This is a genomic window from Pseudomonas sp. NPDC079367, from assembly GCF_044542195.1.
Taxonomy (GTDB): Bacteria; Pseudomonadota; Gammaproteobacteria; order Pseudomonadales; family Pseudomonadaceae; genus Aquipseudomonas.
Window position 1 is genome coordinate 18,159 of record NZ_JBITTW010000050.1, and the last position, 20,187, is coordinate 38,345.

The window sequence follows — 20,187 nt, forward strand, 5'->3', positions numbered from 1 at the left end:
CTGCCGCTCGGCAGGCCTTTTTCAATGCAGTGTCTCAATCCCCTACCGCTTCTCCCTCACGTCGAGGATCGGCACCACCGGTCAACGTCGCTTTATTCTGCGCATCCTTCACCCGCACGATCGCTTGGGTGCCGCTGGTCATGTCGATTTCGCTGATCGCGTGGCCCTTTTCCTTCAATGCCTGAATCAGGGCCGCGCTGAACTGCCCCTGTTCCAGTTCGGTGGGGCCATTGCGGCTGCCGAAGTTGGGCAGGTTGATTGCACTTTGTGCATCGAGGTTCCAGTCGAGCAGGCCGATGGTGGTTTTGGCGACGTATTCGATGATTTGCGAGCCGCCGGGGGAGCCGACCGTGGCGACGAATTCACCCGTGTTGCGATCAAAGATTAGCGTCGGTGCCATCGACGAGCGCGGGCGTTTGCCGGGTTCGACGCGGTTGGCGACTTTGTGGCCGTTCTCTTCGGGGATGAATGAGAAGTCGGTCATCTGGTTGTTCAGCAGAAATCCCTGAACCATCAGGTGCGAGCCGAATGCGGCTTCGATGGTGGTAGTCATCGACACCGCGCCGCCGAGGTCATCCACCGCAACCACTTGCGAGGTCGAGATGCGCAACGGCGAACGGTCCGGCGCGTAGGCAACCTGCACGCCCGGCGGTGTGCCCGGTTTGGCGCTGCCCATGCTGCGCTCGCCGATCAGGCTGGCGCGGCTGGCGAGGTAGGCGGGATCGAGCAGACCTTTGACCGGCACCGGGACGAAGTCGGTGTCGGCCACGTATTGCGCACGGTCGGCATAGGCCAGACGTTCAGCCTCGGCGATCAGATGCACCGCTTGTGGCGCCGGTTCGATGCCGGCCGGCTTATTGGTTTTCACTGGTTTAAGCGGGGCCAGCGACAGGCGTGGGTCGCGCGTCTCCAGCGCCTGCAACGTGCCGAGAGTCTGCGCCACCGCGATCCCGCCCGACGACGGCGGCGGCATGCCGCAAACCTGCCAGCGCTTGTAGTCGGTACACAGCGGCGCGCGCTCCTTGGCCTGATAACGCTGCAAATCGTTCAGCGACAGGCTGCCGGGGTTGGCGTGCTGTTGAACCTTGGCGACGATTTCTTCGGCGATCGGGCCTTTGTACAGCGCATCGGCCCCTTCGCTGGCGATGCGTTTGAACACGGCGGCCAATTTCGGGTTCTGCAGGCGCGTGCCCACCGCTTTGACGCTGCCATCCTCATTCAGAAAGTACGCGGCCATATCCGGCGACTGGCGTATCAGTGGATCAGCGGTCAGCAGCGAATGCAGGCGCGGGGAAATCGCAAAGCCTTGCTCGGCCAGTTTGATCGCCGGCTCAAACAGCTTCGCCCACGGCAGGCGACCGTGTTGCCGATGCGCCAGCTCCAGCGCGCGCAACACCCCGGGCGTACCGACCGAACGCCCGCCGATCTGTGCTTGCGTAAAGGCCATCGGTTTACCGTCGGCATTCAGGAACAGCTTCTCGGTGGCCCCGGCCGGCGCCGTTTCGCGGCCGTCATAGGTGCGCACCTGTTTGCCGTCCCACAACACGATCATCGCCCCGCCACCTATCCCGGAAGACTGCGGCTCAACCAGCGTCAACACCGCCTGCATCGCAATCGCCGCATCAATCGCCGAGCCACCCTGACGCAACATCTCCCGCCCGGCTTCGGCCGCCAGCGGATTGGCTGCGGCAGCCATGTGTTTATTGGCGTGGCGGGTTTGCAGATCAGTGCGGTAGCCGGAAGCAGCTTCTGGTGCTAGTGGCAAGGAAGAAGAGGGTGGGGCGTTGCATGCGGTGAGGGTCAGAGCGCTGACAAGCAGTGTCAGGGCTGGCAGGCGAAAGCGGCTCAAGGGCAAGGTTGGAAACACGTGGGCTCTCCGTCCGTGGGATAGAAGTCTTGGGGGACTTTATCGAGCGGGCCGGCGGGGTGCAAACTGCGTGAGGATTACAGCCCTCCCGCTCAGCGGCCGCGCCAATCGATTGGCCGAAAACGATGCCCTTGTGGGAGCGAGCCTGCTCGCGAAAGCGGTAGCTCAGGCGGTGCGATCTTCTTGAGAGTGATGCAGGGTTAGTGAGCCAGAAACTTATTGCTTGAAGCTGGGTAGACCATGGGTAGAGCGCCACTTTTTCACGGTTTCGGTAATGCCCTCGGCTGTTTGTTGTTTCATATCCTCGGGCCAATAGATAAGGTCAGTGCCCGCTGGGTGCTCAGACAGACGTACAAATTCAAACAACAGCGGATCGAGAATCTCGTCTGGGCTTGTGTTGGCTGCAAGAACAGATTGCACAAATTTCAAGAATTCTGCTTCGGTGTAGTCGGATATGTTAGTCAAAACGTTCTCAAGTTGAAGTTCCACAGTGCAAATGAAACGGGCGGCAGGATTCATGTCTTGAACCCAGGTAGTCGATTCGCTTCGCGCCATGCCATGACTGTACGAGCTATTCCGGCAGATGTTGTATCTGCTGCGGGCTCGGGGTAGTAGATCAGATCCATCCCGCTCGGATGTCCTACTATCTTGTTGAAGTGCAGTATCAATGCATCTGCACGGAGATCTGTCGGCGCTATATCTTCCTTTCTTATTTCATCTATGAGATCAATGAAATCCTGCTCGGTATAGTCGGAAAAGCTGCTTTTGATGAATGGGTCGCTCATGGTATGCCCTTATTTACGGTGTACGTTGACATGGTTTTTGGGTGTGTAGACCCTTAGGTTATCTACGTTGTAGATATCACCACCTTCGGATATCGGCTCCACATGATGAATCTCATGAGAGATCCTTTTCCCTGCTGCATCACCTAAGCGGGCGCGGGGCGCATTTCCGTTGCGCATACGTCGTAGATTATCTTCGCTGACCTGTTGTGCCACTGCGCTGTCTTTTGAGGCAACGGCCCAAAAAGCCCGCCTAAACGAATCAAAACTAGAATATTCGCTCCCTCTGAGTTTATCGGCGATGCTGGTTGGAATAGGGGCGCCATCCTGAGCTTGAGCATGGTCAAGCCAAATACCGCCCACATCCTCCCCCACCCCCGTAACGATCCCCGGCGTCTGCCTCGCCGGCCTCGAATAAACCACATACAACGACTTCAGCCCGGTGTCCGCCGGGAACACCAGAATACAATCCTCGGCCGTTACATCCTCGCCCGGCAGACCCTCAATCTGGCTATCGGTATTGTCCGGGATCGGGTGGACGAGGATCGGGTCGAGTGCCTCGCCGTGGTCGGGATAAACCAGCGGAGGCATCGACCCCAGCGGCCCGCGTTGCGGCGTCCAGAGAATGGTGATGCCGTTGAGATTGGCCTCCATGGCGGTCTTGTCGGCGTTCCACTTGACGTTCACCGTGCGTACGGCGTCGTCGCCAGAGGCGCCGGAGTGGATACCGTAGACCCGCACGACGCCTCCGGCATCTCGACGAAACTGGAAGCGCACGCGCGTGGTGGCGCGGCTCATGCGGCGTAGTTCTTCGTCTGTGTGAAGCGTGCCGTCGGCTATTTTGCTTGGCAGCATTCCCAGCACGAACACGCTGGCCGGCCCGCCGGCGCCACGGATGGCCCAGTTCAGGCGCTGTTGCAAAATCCCGCCGCCGGCCAGACGCCCCAAAGCCAGGTCGGCGCCTATTGCCGTCGCGATCGCGGCACTGGCGGAGGGCATGAGCATGGCGCCGGCGAGCATGATCTTGCCGAAGTTTCTGGCTGGCTCCTTGGCAGTGCCAGCGTCCGTGCGACACCAGTTGTCCGGCGTGCAGGACTTGGCAAATACCCTGTCTTCGCGTGGCTTGGGCGCAGGCCACTCATCCTTCTCGATATACACCGGCTCCTCCGGCGCTCGAGGTGGCAACCACCCGCCCCATGACGCACCGCCGGAGTCGCGTGCCCATGCCCAGTCTTCGTCGAAAAAAGATTTGAATCGAGGCATGCCAACTCCCTGTATGGCGCTGAATCGAGCCAGGGGAGCTTGTCGGTCGAAGGGCAGTTCGGGGAGAGAGGGATGGGTGCTTGAAGTTATGAAAAATCCAGTTCTTACGTGAGCAAAGCCTGCTTCCTACAGGGCTATCTCAGTCCAGCGGTTTTGCGCCTGGTTCAGGCGAAATTATCGTCGGTCGCGGCTGTAGTCTTTTCGTTTGAATGGCTGATTACGCCGGATTTCTCTTACAGTTTATTCAGGTCGACAGCCTACACGGCGTTGCCTGAGGATGGTTCCTGCAGTTTTTCCAGGATGGATATCAGATGAAGAGGATGAGTCCGTTGCCATTCGATTTTATTTTCAGTCGGCCGCTGTCATGAGCATTTCCAATGAGGATCGTGATTTTCTGGTGGCGTTGGGCAGTCGCATTGCACATTTACGCACGGTGCACGAGATAACACAGACGCGGTTTGCAAGGGCTTTAGGTCTTTCCCGGCAGACCTTTCAGGGTTACGAGGAGGGCACGCGCAGCATGCCGGTCTCGACACTGGTGAAGATGGCATTTGCGCTTCGCGTTCCCGTTGAAGACCTGCTCGGGGTTCCCTCGTACACGGAGACGCCCAGACGCAGCTTGACCTCGACGTGGTATCGACGGCTGCAGTCCATCAATGAGCTTTCGAAGGTCCAACAGAAGGTAATTGCGCAGATGCTTGACGCGCTGATCGCACAGGCAGCGACCAAAACAAGCAACGAAGAAAGAGAAATTTGAAGTAACCCTAAGAGCGCGGAACCAGGGTGCGCCAACACCCTGGCTCCGCTAACCACAAGCAGCTAAACAGGAGCTAATCATGGCTAAAACCAAGCATACGTCATCAACCCCCATCACTGAACGCCGGTTGAAAATCGCCGCTGATTTTTACCCGGTCCACACAAAGGACACACCCTACAGCCCCGGCAAGCCTGTGCCTTGGATCAGGCTGCGCGGGCTGTGGTTGCGGCAAGCGGGATTCGAGGTAAACGAGAACGTCAAAGTGCGCGTGATGAAAGGGTGTCTGGTGATTACAGCGGAATAGATGAATCGTCCAAGTACAGCCGCAACGCCAGTTGCGTAGGAAAAACGCCGCTAACCCTCAAGGGATAGCGGCGTTTTTTCTGAAATAGCGCTTTTGATTATTTAGAATTTTATGGCGGGCGGGGCCTGTAATACCTGGCTAAAAGCCTGGTTGTGAGGAAGGCATTATCTTGAATTTGATATTTGGCTTATGTGAAAAAAGGCGAATTGCAAACTGTAAGAAGTCTGACGGATGAGCGGCTGCGTGCCCACTGATCAATCGAAAGGGCTGAAGATAGACCTTCTGTTGGTGGGGAACCGGAAGGGAGATTACTGCAGGCATAAAAAAACGGTTACCTTTCGGTAAGCCGTTTTTGTACTTGGTGGTTACACAGGCAATTGAACTGGACGCCTAACCTACTGTATTTCTTGGATATGCGTAAGTTGTGATATTCAAGGGATACACCAGGGTTACACGGCGCCGTCTGCTGGGCTGTTTTTGGTCTGTTCGACGTCGTCCAGAATTCACCATGGAATCTGCTCACCTACAGCTGACGAACGGTAACCCCGCTTCGATCCGACCCCACTGAAGCGCTATCCCGGGACGGGGGAGTGGCCTCGGCTACCTGCCATCCCATTTTGGTAGGGCGGGTGCTGATAACTCACCGGCGCCTCACAGCCGCATTTCCCTGATGACCTTCCGCGGGTCTGCGCCTTGCTTGAGCGCTCGTCGCGCGTCCTTGGTCAGTTGGTCGAGCGCCTGCTCCTCGAAGGTAGCCGCCATGGCGCTGGCCTTTCTGATGATCAGCAGCGCCAGCTCCGGCGGAAACATTACCTTGTCGGCGGGTAGTTAATCACACTCAATAACGGACACAGCTCTACCCTCAGTTCGCGGTTGATGCTGGCGCCGTAACGAAGCGGGGGACAGCAGATGACCTGCAAATGTAACCAGATGAACGTGCGCAGCTACTGGTATCCGAGCGCTGACCAATCTGGCAATCCGACCGGTATCCACTCCAGGGGGAGCAGCTCGTTCACACCCTGTTCCGGCCTGCTGTCAGGTCGCTGGAAGATCTGGCAAATACTTGACGAGCATCAAGCGGCAGCATGCGGTCTTTCACGCTGGAGACAGTGTAGGGCGTGGGCTTTGGAGGAATTGACCGGCCCCTGCTACCGAAAATCAGTCAAGGCTCTGTCAAGAATTCATTGGCGCGCTAAGCATTTGTATGGCCAAGCATTTGACAGCCAGATGCCGTCCTCGCCCACGGCTCTCCGTAAAAGTCTGGCGGCGATTCCAAATCTCGTGAGGATGCCGGGCCGACCGAGTGCGTCACGTTCGATATATACCCCGATCTCATCGTAATTTCGAAAGGCTACCTGCAATGCTTGACGAAACTGAAGGCACTTCGCCATGCTGCGAGCCATATCGTGCAAGAGGTTTTGCGCTAACTCGAAGTGGACTAACAAGGATGGTTGTATGCCAAAAGGCAATCCAACAGCAGCCCAGCTTTGGCAGGGTCATGTCTCTTTCTTCTCCCTCGATACGGACCTAATCCAAGCAGCCGGGTACAACTTTGAGGGCGGAGCGCTGAAGCAACTTCCTAAACAATTGCCTGACACTATGAGCCTCCAGCTATCAGAGGTCGTTGCGCAGGAGATAGTCTCTCACCGTATGGCAGGTGTTACGAAAGCAGTCGACGGCTTTAAAAGCTCCTCCAACGAGTTAAAGAGACTGGCTTCTATCAGCATGGACGACATCGATCAGTGCTTTGAAAAGCTCACGGTCGGAGCCAATGCATGGGCTTACTTCTATCAACAGATCAAAGACTATACTTCTACCTGTCAGGGTCAAATTCTGCCAATAGATGGTCATCTCTTGGCGCAACGCATATTCAATCTTTACTTTGATACCTCCCAGCCATTCGGTACGCGTAAGGATAAGAAAACTGAGTTTCCAGATGCCACGTCTCTACTTCTACTCGAAGATTTTGCGAAAGACAAAAAAACAATGGGCCTGATCGCATCTGGGGATGAAGGCTGGAGTAAGTTTGCCGATACCTCTGATTATTTGTACTGTGTCAGGTCAATCGATGAACTAGCTGCTCTTTTCTCCGCAACAGATGCTTATGCAAAGGCTATCGAAAGTAAAGTTATCGAGTCTGTTCAAAGTGATGAGTCATCTCTTAGAGATAGCCTCCACGATGCACTAGTTGAGCATGTAAGTGACTCGTCTTGGAGTGCGATCGACGTAGTAAGTCACACAGTTAGTAGAGTCGAAGCCGAAGTCTATGACACTAAATTCAAAGGCTATAAGATAGAGTCTGCAGAGGTGTGGTCTATCAGCCCGGATAAGAAAACCTGGGTTATTGAGCTCAACATCACAGCGACAGTCGAGCTTTCAATTAGCGCAGAGTTTTTCGCATGGGATTCTATCGACCGGGAGGAGGTCTCTCTCGGGGCAGATGTTTTTCCCTCTGAAAGCACAATCGAGATTCAAGTGTATTTTACTTGCGGCGGAGTGGAGGAAGACTCCCAGCCGGAAGATTGGGATATAGAGATTGAGATCGCTAAGGGGGACTATGAATGCGATCCGATGGATGTTGAGCCGGACTTCTACGATTGAGATCGAATCCGTCCAGAGCCTGTCCATAATCCGTCTGAGGTGTGTCATGGGTACGAGACGGCAAAGCCCCCACTCTTTGACGCCACGCACGCGGAATAAGCCTCAGACGAGTGCCCTGCGTGGGCTTGGTTTCATGTTTGTCTCACATTCCGTCAAAGCGTGGTCAAAGTGCGTGCGCCGCACTTAGGTCCACTTCAAGGTTTTGGCATTTTTGGAAACTACAGCGCTCCAGGGGCCCGGGCGCCGTTTCTGTAGCTCGGTGGCAATGCCGTATTGGGGGAAGTGAGCAAAGTAAGCAAGCTCGGTCAGAACTAGGCTTACCCCGAGATCACCATTTTCTGAGTAGCCGCGCTTTTCGAGATCTGGAAGCAATTTGGGTATCAGGTCGGGCACGAGCTGCTCCAGGCATTCGAGAAAGTCATGCTCTTTGTCCATTTCCGTAATCGCAAATATGCTGTGGCCAGAAAACATATACCCTCCGCCAATGGGAGCATATGTAGTGCCGTCCTTCACTTGAACAAATGAGTTGTACCTTTTCTTTCGTAGCGTTTCTCGCTGATCGGATGTCAGCGTCTCTTTGGATTGCACGCCTCGAAGTGCCCAATGCTCTATCGATTCAGGCCAGTTCCTATGGACGACCTCCACAATCTCCGCGTCCGCAAAGTCGTCGTGCGTGTAAACATCGATCGCATAAAAATTGTCTGCGGTCACTCGTGCAAACAGAAGAGGCCCTGTTCTGGCCATGTACTGTCCTTCTAACACGGTGCCCAGATGTAGGTGATGTACTCCCCAGTCGCTGAGCAGAAGATCAGTTTTTTTTACTTTCCCAATGAGTTTGCTCAGGTAGGGGTTGAGGTCCTGGCCCTCTATCACGCTTCGCCTGATCTGTTCCCAACCCTGCAAGTGTTCGGCGGGGCAGTGAAAGGTATCGGATACCAGGACCTTTCTCGGCGTCGCGGCTATGCGGCGTTGGGCCGCGTTGAAGTAGTGAACAGGAACATCGTCAGTGATTGGTTTTGTGTCGAGATCCCATTCTGATTTCATGATCTCCCTGAGCGTGTCGTGCCAGTCGGCCTTGAAGTCCATGATCAGTTTCATAGGGGCGCCCTCCAATTTGCGCATATTGATCCTACGCGCCCGTCGGCTTTTGTGAAGGGCCTCACGCTCGTCGCGCCTCCACCGTGGGTTTATTCGGCAAAAGACTAGGTTTCCAGCAGAAACCACTCCTTACGGTGGAAACCTCAGTGGAAACCCTCGACGACCACAGCTCTGGATAGCGGGGATGCCTGGATATCAGCCAGGGGTTTTACGACTTTGTCGTGAAAGTTCGGCATGGGTGCGCCGGTTCGCGCGCAATGGTGGTTGCGAACCAGGTGCGAACTTATCGTACGAACCGCCGGTGCGAACTTGCTGGCGGCCTCCCGTTCTAGGTGCGTACCGATCGTGCGCACTTGGTTGCGTACCGACGCCAAACAGTTCGCTCCCACGGCGTTTCCAGGTCCCGGTGTGCGTGGAGAAACTGCGTGAAGGGTGCGTGGAAACTTGCCGGGAGATGGCTTCGCGAATCGACCATAGTGCGCTATGGACGTGCGCGACGAACTGCGCGAAACACGCCGGCCGGAACTGGGCGCCAGCCTTCCGTGGGGTGTTTCGGAAAAGGAGATTTGGTGCGTCGGTGACCAGGGGAGAGCGGTCACCATTGGTGGTCACCGCCTATGGTCACCACCAAGGTATCCACGCCGGATCTAGCCAAACCGTGGATGCCGATGTGGATTCCGGTCTCAACCGGCTGCGTGACCTCCCCAACGTGACGAGTTGTTACGCGCTTTTGAACCCTGGCAAACCCTGCGCCGCTCGCCAGCCCTTGACGGTTTCCAAAATTCCTTCAGGCGAGTCGTCCTCGCCGTTTTCTGGGTAGTAAATCCAGTCAGAGGCGGCAGCGTTACCAGTTACTTCGATGAAGTTTTCCAGCAACTCGTCCTGATAGTCTTCGGTGCCAGCGGCGCTGCAGATTTCCTTGATCAGTGCGAGAAATTCGCTCTCTGTGTATTCGGAAAGACTGCTTTTGAGTGCGATCATTTCGGGCTCCGGTGGGTATCAATATGGTGTTTGGGTGTCATGGCGCTGAGATTGTCGACGTCGTAAACCTCGCCACCCTCAGAAACAGGAATCCCGTGGTGAAGCTCAAAGGATCGGCGCTTACCCACGGTATCGATCGCCCGTGCTCGGGGCGCCATACCTTCAAGCATTCGGGCTTTATTGCTGTCGTTGAATTGGCTGGCGAGCTCCGCATCGTTCCCTACGGCAATCCAAAACGCCTTTCTGAAAGCATCGAAGCTGCTGAAGCTCGTTCCCATGAGCTGATCCGCGATTTGCGTCGGCACAGGCGACCCCAGACCGACGCTGGCGCCGGCGAGCCAGATGCCTGTCACGTCTGTTCCCTGCCCGGTCACGGTGCCTGGGTTGAGGCGCACATTCATCACAATGTACAGCGGCTGCACACCTGAATCCGCCGGGAATACGAGAATGAAGTCTTTGTACTGGTCGGGGTAGATCGGGCTGACGATGATGCTATCGGCCTGTTCGGTAGGCGGGTAAATCCAGATCTGCGGCGCTTGAGGTGCGCCCTCTAATGGCGGGATTCCGGAGGTGCTCGAGGGATCAACTGCCGGCGTCCAGATGAGGGTTACTCCGTTGCCGAAGTCGGCTACTTGCTGAGATCCTTGCTGGACAAATTGCACGACAGGAATCATTTCCCAGTCACTGCGCTTCTGGGTGTTTTACCCGTACCCCTTCAGTGTTCCGTCGGCCTGCTCCTCAACATGGAGTCGGACGCGTGTGCGGGCCTTCGCCAGCGGCTGAAGCTGTTCTTCGGTGTAGAGAGAACTGTCACCAAGGTTCGACGGCCACAATAGCGCGACTATCCCCGCCAATGTACCAGCGGCCACTCCGGCGGTAAGAACGCTGGTACCACCAGCAGCCCCCGTAGCGGCAGAGCCGGCTGCAACGCTTGCGCCCCCGGCAGCTCCAGCCTTACACAGCCCGCCACAAGAGGCAGCCGCCGCGCCAGCGCCACCCAAGAGGAGAGTTCCCAGGCTGGCGGGTAAGGCACTTCCACTGATTTTTTTCAGCGGGATATTTCCCGCGGCGTCGTTCTCACGCCCTCCGAGGAGAGAGAACTCTCCGTAGTTGGCCAGGCTCTCGACGGGGATAAATCCGGCAGGCTTTTTGTGATCGATCACACCGTCTGCGAGATCGCAACTCTTGGCGAATACACAGCCTTTGCTGGCAGGTTTCGTCTCGTTCTTCGTCGGGAGGTCTTTGTATTCTGCCCAACGCTGGGCATGTATATCGACGGGCTCGGTGCCGCTGTAACGGTAACCCTTCGGTGGGTTGGGGACGTATCCGCTCATTCCTTGATTCCTGGAATCTTTTCATCCTGAGAACCAACGCGCCTGGTGGCGCATGGCATTTTCGATCACGGAGAATAACCGCTCGGAACGCAGTGTCTAGTGGTGGCGCATCGCCAGGGCTACGATGCGATCTGAACATCTCAGCGAGAGTTTTTAGGCTCTAAGGCTCATCGACAGGCTTTGTATCTATGACGATCACATTCGTCGATTGTTGTAGGAGCTTTTGAACCTCGGCAGGCGAGCAACCTTTCGCATGGATCGACTGACCGGTTCCTGTATGAATGATTATTTCTCGGCTTTTTCTTGCCTCAATCCAGGCAACAACAACCTTCGCCATGGCATTCCAAGGCATCGCGTCTGATAGGGCAGTTATTGCCTCCACCAGTCCCGAACCTTGAGGGTTTGTGGAAAACACATGGAGGGGGCCGTGCGAAATTTCGGCTTCATCTAACGCGGCAAGGAATGACCCTTTGCTATGTTTGAAAAGTGTTAGGCGAACCGTTACATGTGTCTCTGTATTCATGCTGAACTCGTTGGTAGGCGTAAAAGCAACGGCGATATCTGTCGAGATAATTAACAGATCAGGATCTTAAGACGGGTATGTGGCATACACCTTTGTAGCGACGTAGAGGAAGAATGAAATCAGCATCGTACGATTTCGCAGGACATACATCGTTTTGGTTCTGTCGGCCACTTTATCAACCGCTTTTCGCGCCATGTGACGCCTTGAGAGGTCGTTCAACTCACCCATCTCGATCATGTGCAAATAGCTTGAGTTGGCATTCATGGTTGAGATTGTCGCCTCAATCCGGAGGAAACCGAATACCGCGCTCAGCCCCATGATGAGGAGGGTTGCCAAATACATCGTGGAGACGTTTATGCCAAGAGGTCCGAAGGGCATGGTCTGCGCAAGGTAGGCGCAGGCTGCCATTGTGGCGCCCAGGACAAATCGGTCAAAGTTCGCAGATTCAGTGCTCGCGCTCTGGTGGAGCTGAACGCTTCTCTCGTTTGTACTCATTTCCCACTTCCTTGTTTGGTTACTTTCAGTGGTTACCGGCAGTGGTTACTGCGTTACCAGCTTTCTGGGTGGGACCAGGTTATCAGCCGGTACATAAGTGATCTGTAGCGTTGCGACCTTGCTCTTCTTGCTTGCCAGAAGGGCGGCTGAAAGAAGGTGCTTTTCTTCCGTATCAGACCAGCTGACATATTTTTGGATTTCGAGCTCGGGCTTTCCTAGTTGCTTTGATACAGCGCTTATAACCTGCTTCATCCTGGCGAACTCGAAATCAACCATCGAAAGGTAATGGCGTCCTTGGTAATAACAATGCGTGATTTTAGTCGGCTTGGCTCCAAAGGCTACGGTCGTCGGCTTTGAATCAATGTAGCAGCGGTCTTCACCTTCGCCGAAGCCGTTATCAACAAGCCCGGTGGCCGGATCGTACGGCGCCGCCCAAGTTTGTCCTCCCACGCCAGCATAGAGCCCATCCTTCGACGGCGTCAGGCCCTCCTATTCCAGGCCCGACACGTCGAACTTGAACTGTGCCTTTCCGTACCGGTACACCGGCACTTCTACCATAAGGCTCTTGGCCAGATGGGCAGTAGCAACGAACAGATTAGGATTCTGGACATGGAGGACGCTGTTGGTGTCAGCTGCGCTCATCGCCTTCACATCGAGCACCTCACCCCCGTCGAATTTCATGCTCACATCGCACAACTGGGCACGCAAGAGAACTGCCCTTCGGAGAGCTGGAACATAAAACCCGACCCCTTTTCCGACCGGACAGCGGTAATGACCAGTTTCGCCGGTTTGCTGTACGGCGCCTGCTGGTCAATGGCGGTGGTCGACTCGATCACCGCTGAGGTCATGGTCTCGCCCCGCATCTCATCCGTGCTTGTGCGATACGACCAGTCGGCATGGGAAATGGTGGGGGGCAGAATGGTGGCAAGGGCCAGGGCCCGTACTGCTGCGCGCATGATGGCACTCCGTTGAGGTGCGCCAACTCTATCACCGGCACGAAGACCGGCGCAGCAGGCCATCATGCCTATCCCCTGTGGCCAGCAGAGGATACCTCCGTAACGGAGATCCTTTTGATGGATGGTAACCATGCCGGGTTGGCTACTTTTGGGGGGTTACGGTGGAACAAAACATAGGCAGCAACACGACATCGATCAATCAAAAGAAATCTGGAAAGCGCTGAAGAGGTAGCTCAATGAAAAGCGTAAGCAATCACGAGGACAGTGTTCTCGAAATGCTGCGCACGGACGAGAATTTCGCTCTCGAATATCTCGTTGCAGCATTGGAAGAAATTGATGAAGAGGGCGGTGAGTCTGTGTTTCTCACCGCGGTGCGACGTGTGGTGGAAGCGAGAGGCGGTTTTGCCGCTGTCTCCAACGCAACCGGACTCAATAGAGGCAATCTTTACCGCCAATTTTCAGCAGATGGAAACCCAGGCCTTTCTACGCTACTGAAGGTGCTGTCTGCTGTGGGGCTCGGTTTGTCGAAGGTGGTCGCTCACAGTCAGGATGATCAGGAACACACAGCAGCGTGATCCACCGTGGTAATAAGAAGCCCGGCTCGATGTCGGGCTTTCTGATTTTTTCCCTGCGGCATTTCTCTGATGGGGGAACGTGGAATTGATCCGCTGACATTAAGCGGTAGGTTGCGAGTGAAGCAGAGCGCAACTTTTCTCGAGGCATAAAAAAACGGCCTACCTTTCGGTAAGCCGTTTTTAGTACTTGGTGGCTACACAGGGACTTGAACCCCGGACCCCAGCATTATGAATGCTATGCTCTAACCAACTGAGCTATGTAGCCAAGTGGCGCGCATTATTCCCCTGAAATGGAAAAGCGTCAAGCGTAAATCCAAAATATTTCTTCTTATTTTCAACCGCTTATCCTCCGGCCCCGAAAATTGGGGCCGGGGAGGGTGTCAGCGCAGGCGGAATCTGGCGGTATTGGCGCTCAAGGCTTCGCTGCCCTGGCTCAACGTGTCCGCCGCAATGTTCACCGCCCGTGCGCCTTCGAGCAAACGAACCGCCGCTTGATCGACTTGCTGGATGTTGCCGCTGACCTCATCGGCGGTGCTCGCCTGCTCCTCAACCGCCGTGGCGATCTGCGCCAGGGTGTCGGTGACGCTCTGCACGGCGCTGGCAATTTCGCCCAGGCGTTCACCGAGGCCGGTGACGGCGGCGGCATCCGATTGCGCCTGGCCGCAGGCGGCTTCCATCAGGCTGACTGCTTCGTTGACCGTGGCGCGCAAGCTATCGACGGTGCCGGCGATCTGTGCGGTGGACGACTGGGTGCGTTGTGACAGGCTGCGCACCTCATCGGCGACCACGGCAAAGCCACGGCCCTGTTCACCGGCACGTGCGGCTTCGATCGCCGCGTTGAGGGCGAGCAGGTTGGTTTGTTCGGCGACGCCGCGAATGGTGTCGACGACCAGTTGAATCTGCTGGCCTTGTTCACTGACCCGGCCCAATGCTGCGGCTGTGTCGTTCAAACGCTGGTTGAGCTGCTGAATGCTCGCCGTGGTGCGCTGGCTGTCGCGGCTGCTGTCGGCGGCAATGCGCCGAGTGTGCTGGGCGCTGCCGGAGGCTTGTTCGCAGCTCTGTGCGACGCCTTGCGAGGTAGCGGCCAGTTGCGTGGCCGCTGCGGCGATCTGGCTGATCTGCAATTGCTGCGCCTCGACTTCGCTGAGCGCACCGCTGGAATGGTCGTTGAGGCTGCGCACGGCGTTGCTCAGTTGCGAGGTCTCGTGATCGACACCGAGCATGCTGCTGCGCAGTTGCACCACGGCAACGTTGAGCGCGGTGCTGATCGCTGCCAGCTCATCGCGCCCCACCACCGGCACTTGCAGGCTCAGATTGCCGTCGCGCAAGGCCTCAGCGAGCAAGGTGATGCCGCTGGCGCTGCGCCGGATCGAGGCTTGCAGGCAAACGAACAGGTATAACGCGGCCAACAGCAGGCAACCGAAGATCGCGGCAACAAGAATGAACTGGCGGATCGCTGAGCTGTAATAGGCATCGAGCCGCTGATCCAGCGCCACCAACGATTGCTGGCGCAGGGAAGCGAGGTCGCTGAGCAGCGCGTCGAGGCTGCGTTCGAAGTCCTCTGGCTTGAGGTTGATGCTGCCGCCAAACACACCGTCGTCGAGGACTTTCAGGCCGCTGTCGAGGTGTTTCAAACTGTCGTGATACTGACCGGCCCATGCTTGCAGCTCGGCTGGCAAACGCGCCTCCAGCAGGCCGGCAGTTTTCACCAATTGCTCGCGGGCGTCGCCGATGCGGCTGCGCAGGTCGCGCAACTGCAAGCGACTCTGCAGCGTGAACTGGCCGGAGACCACCGAGGCCTGGCCGACCGCGGCGAGACGGCCCACCCGCTCGATCAGGTCTGGGGCGTGTTGGGTGGAAATCTGCGTCAGCAGGTAGGTTTCCAGCCATGGCGCGAGGGTCAGGCGATTGTTCATGACGATCTGCTCGCGCAAGGCTTGCAGCGCGCCCAAGGCATTGGTGAAGCGGTCATAACCGTCCGGCCACCAGCCGACGCTGCTCAGGCTTTTCGAGTCGAGGCCGTTGAGCGCGGTTTGCAGCGCTTGATAGCGCGTCAGCGTCTCGCCTTCGGCTCCTTCTTTTTTCAGTGCCGTGCCCAGGTCCGTGGTGGCTTGCAGCACGGCAGGTTGCACGGCGTCGAAGGCGGCCATGGCCGCCAGGGTGGCTGGCGTCGGTTGCCGGTTGGTTTCCGTGGCGCGCCAGCGGGCGGCGCGGTCGCGTTGCGCGGCGAGCAGGTTATCCAGCGCATCCAGCGCGAGCAGTTGGCGCACCCCGGCGCGTTCGCCGGAAATCAGATTGAGCTTCTCGCGATAGTCATGGCCGATCATCAACAGGCTGCCGGCCAGCGGCAGAATGAATAGCAGAAACAACAACTGGAATTTACCTGCGAAGCCAAACCGCCCCAGCAATTTGATCCCCGGTGAAAGGAAAGCCTGCATGCCTCATGACTCCTCTGGACACCACGCACCATTGGCGTGCATCGCAGTCGTTCGACCTTGATGTTGTGCCCTGCTAAAAGGCCTCGAAAGTTCACTCTTGCCCGCTCTGTAGGCCGGCTCTGTAGCGAAACTTCCCATTGTCGGTCGTCTTTGTAAGGCGGCCGCGTTCAAGCAGAGAAGCAAGGCAAGATTCAGACCATGGCGTTGCGCTATCACCGAGCAGTCGACGACCCGTCAGTTAGTTAGCTGGCTAAGGGGATAGCGCGAGCGCACCGAAAAATGGCACATTGACGCACCTGCCTGCGGGCATCCCTCTGCTGTCCGGAAATTTCCATGGCTATCAGCAATGTTCAGACCGCCGCTGCCTCGGCGACCGCTGCGCCCCAAAGCAGCCCACTGGTGATGCGCATCATCGGCGCGGTGGCGCTGGCGCATTTGATCAACGACCTGATCCAGTCGGTGCTGCCGTCGATCTACCCAATGCTCAAGGCCAGCTATGGCCTGACGTTTACCCAGGTCGGCCTGATTACCTTGACCTTCCAGTTGACCGCGTCGCTGTTGCAGCCGTGGGTCGGTTATCACACTGATCGCCACCCCAAACCGTGGCTGCTGCCGGCGGGCACGGTGTGTACCCTGATCGGCATTCTGATGATGTCTGTGGTGGGCAGCTTCCCGCTGATTCTGCTGGCAGCGGCGCTGATCGGTATTGGCTCGTCGACCTTTCACCCGGAAGCCTCGCGTGTTGCGCGGCTGGCCTCGGGTGGGCGCTTTGGTCTGGCGCAATCGACGTTTCAGGTCGGCGGCAACGCCGGTTCCGCGTTCGGCCCGCTGCTGGCGGCGGCGATCATCATCCCGTTCGGCCAAGGCAACGTGGCGTGGTTTGGCCTGTTCGCTGTGTTTGCGCTGTTCGTGCTGTACCGCATCAGCCGCTGGTACGCCAATCACCTCAACCTGTTCAAACTCAAGGCCGGCCAGGCCGCGACGCACGGCTTGTCGAAGGGCAGGGTGACCAGTGCGCTGGTGGTGCTCGGTCTGCTGGTGTTCTCCAAATACTTCTACATGGCCAGCTTCACCAGCTACTTCACCTTCTACCTGATCGAGAAGTTCGACCTGTCGGTGGCCAGCTCGCAATTGCATCTGTTCCTGTTCTTGGGTGCAGTGGCGGCGGGGACATTCTTCGGCGGGCCGATTGGCGACAAGATCGGGCGTAAGGCAGTGATCTGGTTTTCCATCCTCGGCGTCGCGCCGTTCACTTTGATCCTGCCGCATGTCGATCTGTTCTGGACCAGCATTCTCAGCGTGGTGATCGGCTTTATCTTGGCCTCGGCATTCTCGGCGATCGTGGTCTACGCGCAGGAGCTTGTGCCGGGCAATGTCGGGATGATCGCCGGGATTTTCTTCGGTTTGATGTTCGGTTTCGGCGGGATTGGCGCCGCGCTGCTCGGGCATCTGGCGGATGTGCACGGGATTGAGTACGTGTATTTCCTGTGCTCGTTCCTGCCGTTGTTTGGCGTGTTGGCGATCTTCCTGCCGCGTACCAAAAAGGCCTGATCCCACACTATCCAGTCCCCGGTGGGAGCGGGCTTGCTCGCGAAGGCGTCGTGTCAGTCGACGAATGTTTTGCTGATACACCGCATTCGCGAGCAAGCCCGCTCCCACAGATACAGTGTCAGATCGCAGGCACAAAAAAGCCGCGAATCAAACGCGGCTTTCTCGTGTATGGCTGTTGCTTAGACGTTGAAGCGGAAGTGCATCACGTCGCCGTCCTTGACGATGTATTCCTTGCCTTCCAGACGCCATTTGCCAGCTTCCTTGGCACCGGCTTCGCCCTTGTACTGGATGAAGTCGTTGTAGGCGATCACTTCGGCGCGGATGAAGCCTTTTTCGAAGTCGGTGTGGATCACGCCAGCAGCCTGTGGTGCGGTGGCGCCGACCTTGACGGTCCAGGCGCGGACTTCTTCGACACCAGCGGTGAAGTAGGTCTGCAGGTGCAGCATTTCATAGCCGGCGCGGATCACGCGATTCAGGCCCGGTTCTTCCAGGCCCAGGGCCTCAAGGAACATGTCTTTTTCTTCGCCGTCGTCGAGCTCGGCGATTTCCGCTTCGATCTTGTTGCAGACCGGAACGACCATGGCGCCTTCTTCTTCGGCAATGGCCTTGACCACGTCCAGGTGCGGGTTGTTGTCGAAGCCGTCTTCGGCAACGTTGGCAATGTACATGACCGGTTTGGTGGTCAGCAGGTGGAAGCCCTTGATCACGGCTTTTTCATCCGCGCTCATGTTCTTCATCAGGCTGCGCGCCGGCTTGGCTTCGGTGAAGTGCGCGATCAATTGCTCAAGCAGCGCCTTCTGAACCACAGCGTCCTTGTCACCGCCCTTGGCGTTGCGCGCGACTTTCTGCAGTTGCTTCTCGCAGCTGTCGAGGTCGGCGAAGATCAGTTCCAGGTCGATGATTTCGATGTCGCGCTTGGGGTCGACGCTGTTGGAAACGTGAATCACGTTTTCATCTTCAAAGCAGCGCACCACGTGAGCGATGGCGTCGGTTTCGCGGATGTTGGCCAGGAACTTGTTGCCCAGGCCTTCACCTTTCGAGGCACCAGCGACGAGGCCGGCGATGTCGACGAATTCCATGGTGGTCGGCAGGATGCGCTTAGGATTGACGATGGCTGCCAGGGCTTCCAGGCGCGGATCCGGCATCGGCACGATGCCGCTGTTCGGCTCGATGGTGCAGAAGGGGAAGTTCTCGGCCGCGATACCGGATTTGGTCAGGGCGTTGAACAGGGTGGACTTGCCGACGTTAGGCAGGCCGACGATGCCGCAATTGAATCCCATGGTGTTTCCCCTCGGGTAAAAGTCAGGCCTTCTGGCTGTGCAGGTTTTTCATCGCGCGGTTCCATTCCCCGGCGAGGATATCCGGCAGCACGCCGAGGGCAAAGTCGATGCTGGCATCGAGTTTTTCCTGTTCGGCGCGTGGCGCACGACCCAGGACGAAATTTGAAACCATACTGGCAACGCCCGGGTGGCCGATGCCAAGCCGCAGACGGTAGAACGTATTCTGATTGCCCAGTTGCGCAATGATGTCGCGCAACCCGTTGTGACCGCCATGGCCGCCGCCCTGCTTGAGCTTGGCAACGCCCGGAGGCAAGTCGAGTTCGTCATGCGCCACGAGGATTTCTTCAGGCTTGATGCGGAAGAAACCGGCGAGTGCCGCCACGGCCTGGCCGCTGCGGTTCATGTAGGTGGTGGGAATCAGCAGACGAACATCCTGACCCTGATGCGAATAGCGCCCGGTCAGGCCGAAATATTTGCGATCGGCCACAAGGTTCACATTCTGTGCGTGGGCGATGCGCTCAACAAAAAGGGCCCCTGCGTTATGCCGGGTCTGGTCGTATTCAGCGCCTGGATTTCCCAGGCCAACGATCAGTTTGATGGCAGTCACGATAGGGGCCCTTCCTTTGAGTGGTGAATAACATCGCCGCAATCTGTGACAGCGGCGAAAGTGGACGAAAAGTGCTCATTTACCATGGATGTAAACTCCGCGTTCTCGCCCGCTTTCTCGCTACGTTCCAGTCCGCGATGTTACTTGCTCACTCAGGCTATACAGAGTGAATTACTCTGCTGCGCCTTCTTCGGTAGGTTCTGCAGCAACACGTGGAGCGTGGACGTTGGCTACAGCCTTGTCATCGCCGTGTGCCAGAGCAACGAACTCAACACCTTTAGGAGCTTTGAGGTCCGACAGGTGAATGATGGTGCCGATTTCTGCTTTCGACAGGTCGACTTCGATGAACTCAGGCAGATCTTTTGGCAGGCAGGAAACTTCGATCTCGGCAACAACGTGCGAAACTTCGCCGCCTTTCTTGACTGGAGCTTCTTCGCCAACAAAGTGTACAGGCACGATGGCGGTCAGTTTCTGGCCGGCAACAACGCGTACGAAGTCAGCGTGCATCACGTGGCCTTTGGCCGGGTGACGCTGCAGAGCCTTGATGATGACGTTCTGCTTGGTGCCACCAACGTTCAGCTCGATGATGTGGCTGTAAGCCGCTTCGTTTTCGAGCAGTTTGGCAACTTCTTTGGCCAGCATGCTGATGGATTCAGGGGCTTTGTCGCCACCGTAAACTACAGCTGGAACCAGGCTTGCGAGACGAGGCTGGCGGCGGCTCGCACCTTTCCCCAGGTCGGAACGCACTTCAGCATTCAGAGTAAAATCGTTCATT

General features: G+C 57.0%; 21 protein-coding genes, 1 tRNA gene and 1 pseudogene. 5 read left to right on the forward strand and 18 right to left on the reverse strand.

The features are described 5' to 3' along the window. Positions 1 to 34 precede the first annotated feature (34 nt). From ggt to ACIGDJ_RS25730, 4 genes are all read right to left on the reverse strand, one after another. Positions 35 to 1,867: a gamma-glutamyltransferase gene (ggt, locus tag ACIGDJ_RS25715; protein ID WP_397479931.1), complete on the reverse strand. Its 1,833-nt coding sequence runs from the start codon at positions 1,865 to 1,867 to the stop codon at positions 35 to 37. 216 nt (positions 1,868 to 2,083) lie between these two features. Beyond that, positions 2,084 to 2,386 carry a bacteriocin immunity protein gene (locus ACIGDJ_RS25720; protein ID WP_397479932.1) on the reverse strand — a complete coding sequence of 101 codons (303 nt, stop codon included), beginning with the start codon at positions 2,384 to 2,386 and terminating at the stop codon, positions 2,084 to 2,086. After that, entirely contained in the window at positions 2,383 to 2,652 is a 270-nt protein-coding gene (locus ACIGDJ_RS25725; protein ID WP_397479933.1) for a bacteriocin immunity protein, read from the reverse strand. Before ACIGDJ_RS25725 ends, ACIGDJ_RS25720 begins: the two co-directional genes overlap by 4 nt. A gap of 9 nt (positions 2,653 to 2,661) precedes the next feature. Then, the gene (locus ACIGDJ_RS25730) at positions 2,662 to 3,912 is read right to left on the reverse strand and encodes an S-type pyocin domain-containing protein (protein ID WP_397479934.1); all 1,251 of its coding nucleotides are present in this window, start codon (positions 3,910 to 3,912) and stop codon (positions 2,662 to 2,664) included. Positions 3,913 to 4,276: 364 nt separating this feature from the next. Between ACIGDJ_RS25730 and ACIGDJ_RS25735 the strand changes: the two genes are divergently transcribed. Together ACIGDJ_RS25735 and ACIGDJ_RS25740 are read left to right on the forward strand one after the other, a co-directional pair. After that, complete coding sequence (locus ACIGDJ_RS25735) at positions 4,277 to 4,669, forward strand: helix-turn-helix domain-containing protein (RefSeq protein ID WP_397479935.1); 393 nt, start codon at positions 4,277 to 4,279, stop codon at positions 4,667 to 4,669. Positions 4,670 to 4,748: 79 nt separating this feature from the next. Continuing rightward, positions 4,749 to 4,973 (forward strand): SymE family type I addiction module toxin, encoded by a 225-nt coding sequence (locus ACIGDJ_RS25740; RefSeq protein WP_397479936.1) that lies wholly within the window; start codon positions 4,749 to 4,751, stop codon positions 4,971 to 4,973. Positions 4,974 to 5,624: 651 nt separating this feature from the next. Here ACIGDJ_RS25740 and ACIGDJ_RS25745 read toward each other — a convergent pair. Next, complete coding sequence (locus ACIGDJ_RS25745; protein ID WP_397479937.1) at positions 5,625 to 5,783, reverse strand: hypothetical protein; 159 nt, start codon at positions 5,781 to 5,783, stop codon at positions 5,625 to 5,627. 645 nt (positions 5,784 to 6,428) lie between these two features. Between ACIGDJ_RS25745 and ACIGDJ_RS25750 the strand changes: the two genes are divergently transcribed. Beyond that, positions 6,429 to 7,574 (forward strand): PIN domain-containing protein, encoded by a 1,146-nt coding sequence (locus ACIGDJ_RS25750; RefSeq protein ID WP_397479938.1) that lies wholly within the window; start codon positions 6,429 to 6,431, stop codon positions 7,572 to 7,574. A gap of 183 nt (positions 7,575 to 7,757) precedes the next feature. Here the strand turns inward: ACIGDJ_RS25750 and ACIGDJ_RS25755 are convergent, their stop codons facing one another. The 8 genes and pseudogenes from ACIGDJ_RS25755 to ACIGDJ_RS25790 form a co-directional block, all read right to left on the reverse strand. After that, positions 7,758 to 8,672 carry a hypothetical protein gene (locus ACIGDJ_RS25755; protein WP_397479939.1) on the reverse strand — a complete coding sequence of 305 codons (915 nt, stop codon included), beginning with the start codon at positions 8,670 to 8,672 and terminating at the stop codon, positions 7,758 to 7,760. A 720-nt stretch (positions 8,673 to 9,392) separates the two neighbouring features. Beyond that, positions 9,393 to 9,653 (reverse strand): bacteriocin immunity protein, encoded by a 261-nt coding sequence (locus ACIGDJ_RS25760; protein ID WP_397479940.1) that lies wholly within the window; start codon positions 9,651 to 9,653, stop codon positions 9,393 to 9,395. Then, positions 9,650 to 10,987 (reverse strand): annotated as a pseudogene (locus tag ACIGDJ_RS25765) (S-type pyocin domain-containing protein). The gene ACIGDJ_RS25760 and the pseudogene ACIGDJ_RS25765 overlap by 4 nt, the downstream one beginning before the upstream one ends. Before the next feature lie 160 nt (positions 10,988 to 11,147). Then, positions 11,148 to 11,510, reverse strand: coding sequence for a hypothetical protein (locus tag ACIGDJ_RS25770; protein ID WP_397479941.1), 363 nt, complete (start codon positions 11,508 to 11,510; stop codon positions 11,148 to 11,150). Between the two features lie 66 nt (positions 11,511 to 11,576). Continuing rightward, positions 11,577 to 12,005 carry a hypothetical protein gene (locus ACIGDJ_RS25775; RefSeq protein WP_397479942.1) on the reverse strand — a complete coding sequence of 143 codons (429 nt, stop codon included), beginning with the start codon at positions 12,003 to 12,005 and terminating at the stop codon, positions 11,577 to 11,579. 45 nt (positions 12,006 to 12,050) lie between these two features. Further along, positions 12,051 to 12,455: a hypothetical protein gene (locus ACIGDJ_RS25780; protein ID WP_397479943.1), complete on the reverse strand. Its 405-nt coding sequence runs from the start codon at positions 12,453 to 12,455 to the stop codon at positions 12,051 to 12,053. 39 nt (positions 12,456 to 12,494) lie between these two features. Further along, on the reverse strand, positions 12,495 to 12,686 hold the full coding sequence (locus ACIGDJ_RS25785) for a hypothetical protein (protein WP_397479944.1): 192 nt from the start codon (positions 12,684 to 12,686) through the stop codon (positions 12,495 to 12,497). 2 nt (positions 12,687 to 12,688) lie between these two features. Next, positions 12,689 to 12,961, reverse strand: a complete 273-nt coding sequence (locus ACIGDJ_RS25790; protein ID WP_397479945.1) for a hypothetical protein — start codon at positions 12,959 to 12,961, stop codon at positions 12,689 to 12,691. A 236-nt stretch (positions 12,962 to 13,197) separates the two neighbouring features. Here ACIGDJ_RS25790 and ACIGDJ_RS25795 point away from each other — a divergent pair, with 236 nt between their 5' ends. Beyond that, positions 13,198 to 13,536, forward strand: coding sequence for a DNA-binding protein (locus ACIGDJ_RS25795; RefSeq protein ID WP_206421567.1), 339 nt, complete (start codon positions 13,198 to 13,200; stop codon positions 13,534 to 13,536). A 188-nt stretch (positions 13,537 to 13,724) separates the two neighbouring features. Here ACIGDJ_RS25795 and ACIGDJ_RS25800 read toward each other — a convergent pair. Next, positions 13,725 to 13,801, reverse strand: a tRNA-Met gene (locus ACIGDJ_RS25800). A 115-nt stretch (positions 13,802 to 13,916) separates the two neighbouring features. Beyond that, positions 13,917 to 15,974: a methyl-accepting chemotaxis protein gene (locus ACIGDJ_RS25805; protein ID WP_397479946.1), complete on the reverse strand. Its 2,058-nt coding sequence runs from the start codon at positions 15,972 to 15,974 to the stop codon at positions 13,917 to 13,919. Positions 15,975 to 16,307: 333 nt separating this feature from the next. Between ACIGDJ_RS25805 and ACIGDJ_RS25810 the strand changes: the two genes are divergently transcribed. Continuing rightward, a complete protein-coding gene (locus ACIGDJ_RS25810; protein WP_056790311.1) occupies positions 16,308 to 17,525 on the forward strand; it encodes an MFS transporter in 1,218 nt (405 codons plus the stop codon). 179 nt (positions 17,526 to 17,704) lie between these two features. Here the strand turns inward: ACIGDJ_RS25810 and ychF are convergent, their stop codons facing one another. From ychF to ACIGDJ_RS25825, 3 genes are all read right to left on the reverse strand, one after another. Beyond that, positions 17,705 to 18,805: a redox-regulated ATPase YchF gene (ychF, locus tag ACIGDJ_RS25815; protein WP_397504650.1), complete on the reverse strand. Its 1,101-nt coding sequence runs from the start codon at positions 18,803 to 18,805 to the stop codon at positions 17,705 to 17,707. A 22-nt stretch (positions 18,806 to 18,827) separates the two neighbouring features. Continuing rightward, a complete protein-coding gene (gene pth, locus ACIGDJ_RS25820; RefSeq protein WP_008079560.1) occupies positions 18,828 to 19,412 on the reverse strand; it encodes an aminoacyl-tRNA hydrolase in 585 nt (194 codons plus the stop codon). Between the two features lie 171 nt (positions 19,413 to 19,583). Continuing rightward, positions 19,584 to 20,186 carry a 50S ribosomal protein L25/general stress protein Ctc gene (locus tag ACIGDJ_RS25825; protein ID WP_397504651.1) on the reverse strand — a complete coding sequence of 201 codons (603 nt, stop codon included), beginning with the start codon at positions 20,184 to 20,186 and terminating at the stop codon, positions 19,584 to 19,586. Position 20,187 lies beyond the last annotated feature (1 nt).

Excerpts from the sequence above, each read along its gene's own strand:
- ACIGDJ_RS25720 (WP_397479932.1), bottom strand. The coding sequence starts at position 2,386 with ATGAATCCTGCCGCCCGTTTCATTTGCACTGTGGAACTTCAACTTGAG.
- ACIGDJ_RS25725 (WP_397479933.1), bottom strand. The coding sequence starts at position 2,652 with ATGAGCGACCCATTCATCAAAAGCAGCTTTTCCGACTATACCGAGCAG.
- ACIGDJ_RS25730 (WP_397479934.1), bottom strand. The coding sequence starts at position 3,912 with ATGCCTCGATTCAAATCTTTTTTCGACGAAGACTGGGCATGGGCACGC.
- ACIGDJ_RS25735 (WP_397479935.1), top strand. The coding sequence starts at position 4,277 with ATGAGCATTTCCAATGAGGATCGTGATTTTCTGGTGGCGTTGGGCAGT.
- ACIGDJ_RS25740 (WP_397479936.1), top strand. The coding sequence starts at position 4,749 with ATGGCTAAAACCAAGCATACGTCATCAACCCCCATCACTGAACGCCGG.
- ACIGDJ_RS25745 (WP_397479937.1), bottom strand. The coding sequence starts at position 5,783 with ATGTTTCCGCCGGAGCTGGCGCTGCTGATCATCAGAAAGGCCAGCGCC.
- ACIGDJ_RS25750 (WP_397479938.1), top strand. The coding sequence starts at position 6,429 with ATGCCAAAAGGCAATCCAACAGCAGCCCAGCTTTGGCAGGGTCATGTC.
- ACIGDJ_RS25755 (WP_397479939.1), bottom strand. The coding sequence starts at position 8,672 with ATGAAACTGATCATGGACTTCAAGGCCGACTGGCACGACACGCTCAGG.
- ACIGDJ_RS25760 (WP_397479940.1), bottom strand. The coding sequence starts at position 9,653 with ATGATCGCACTCAAAAGCAGTCTTTCCGAATACACAGAGAGCGAATTT.
- ACIGDJ_RS25770 (WP_397479941.1), bottom strand. The coding sequence starts at position 11,510 with ATGAATACAGAGACACATGTAACGGTTCGCCTAACACTTTTCAAACAT.
- ACIGDJ_RS25775 (WP_397479942.1), bottom strand. The coding sequence starts at position 12,005 with ATGAGTACAAACGAGAGAAGCGTTCAGCTCCACCAGAGCGCGAGCACT.
- ACIGDJ_RS25785 (WP_397479944.1), bottom strand. The coding sequence starts at position 12,686 with ATGAAATTCGACGGGGGTGAGGTGCTCGATGTGAAGGCGATGAGCGCA.
- ACIGDJ_RS25790 (WP_397479945.1), bottom strand. The coding sequence starts at position 12,961 with ATGCGCGCAGCAGTACGGGCCCTGGCCCTTGCCACCATTCTGCCCCCC.
- ACIGDJ_RS25795 (WP_206421567.1), top strand. The coding sequence starts at position 13,198 with ATGAAAAGCGTAAGCAATCACGAGGACAGTGTTCTCGAAATGCTGCGC.
- ACIGDJ_RS25805 (WP_397479946.1), bottom strand. The coding sequence starts at position 15,974 with ATGCAGGCTTTCCTTTCACCGGGGATCAAATTGCTGGGGCGGTTTGGC.
- ACIGDJ_RS25810 (WP_056790311.1), top strand. The coding sequence starts at position 16,308 with ATGGCTATCAGCAATGTTCAGACCGCCGCTGCCTCGGCGACCGCTGCG.
- ychF (WP_397504650.1), bottom strand. The coding sequence starts at position 18,805 with ATGGGATTCAATTGCGGCATCGTCGGCCTGCCTAACGTCGGCAAGTCC.
- ACIGDJ_RS25825 (WP_397504651.1), bottom strand. The coding sequence starts at position 20,186 with ATGAACGATTTTACTCTGAATGCTGAAGTGCGTTCCGACCTGGGGAAA.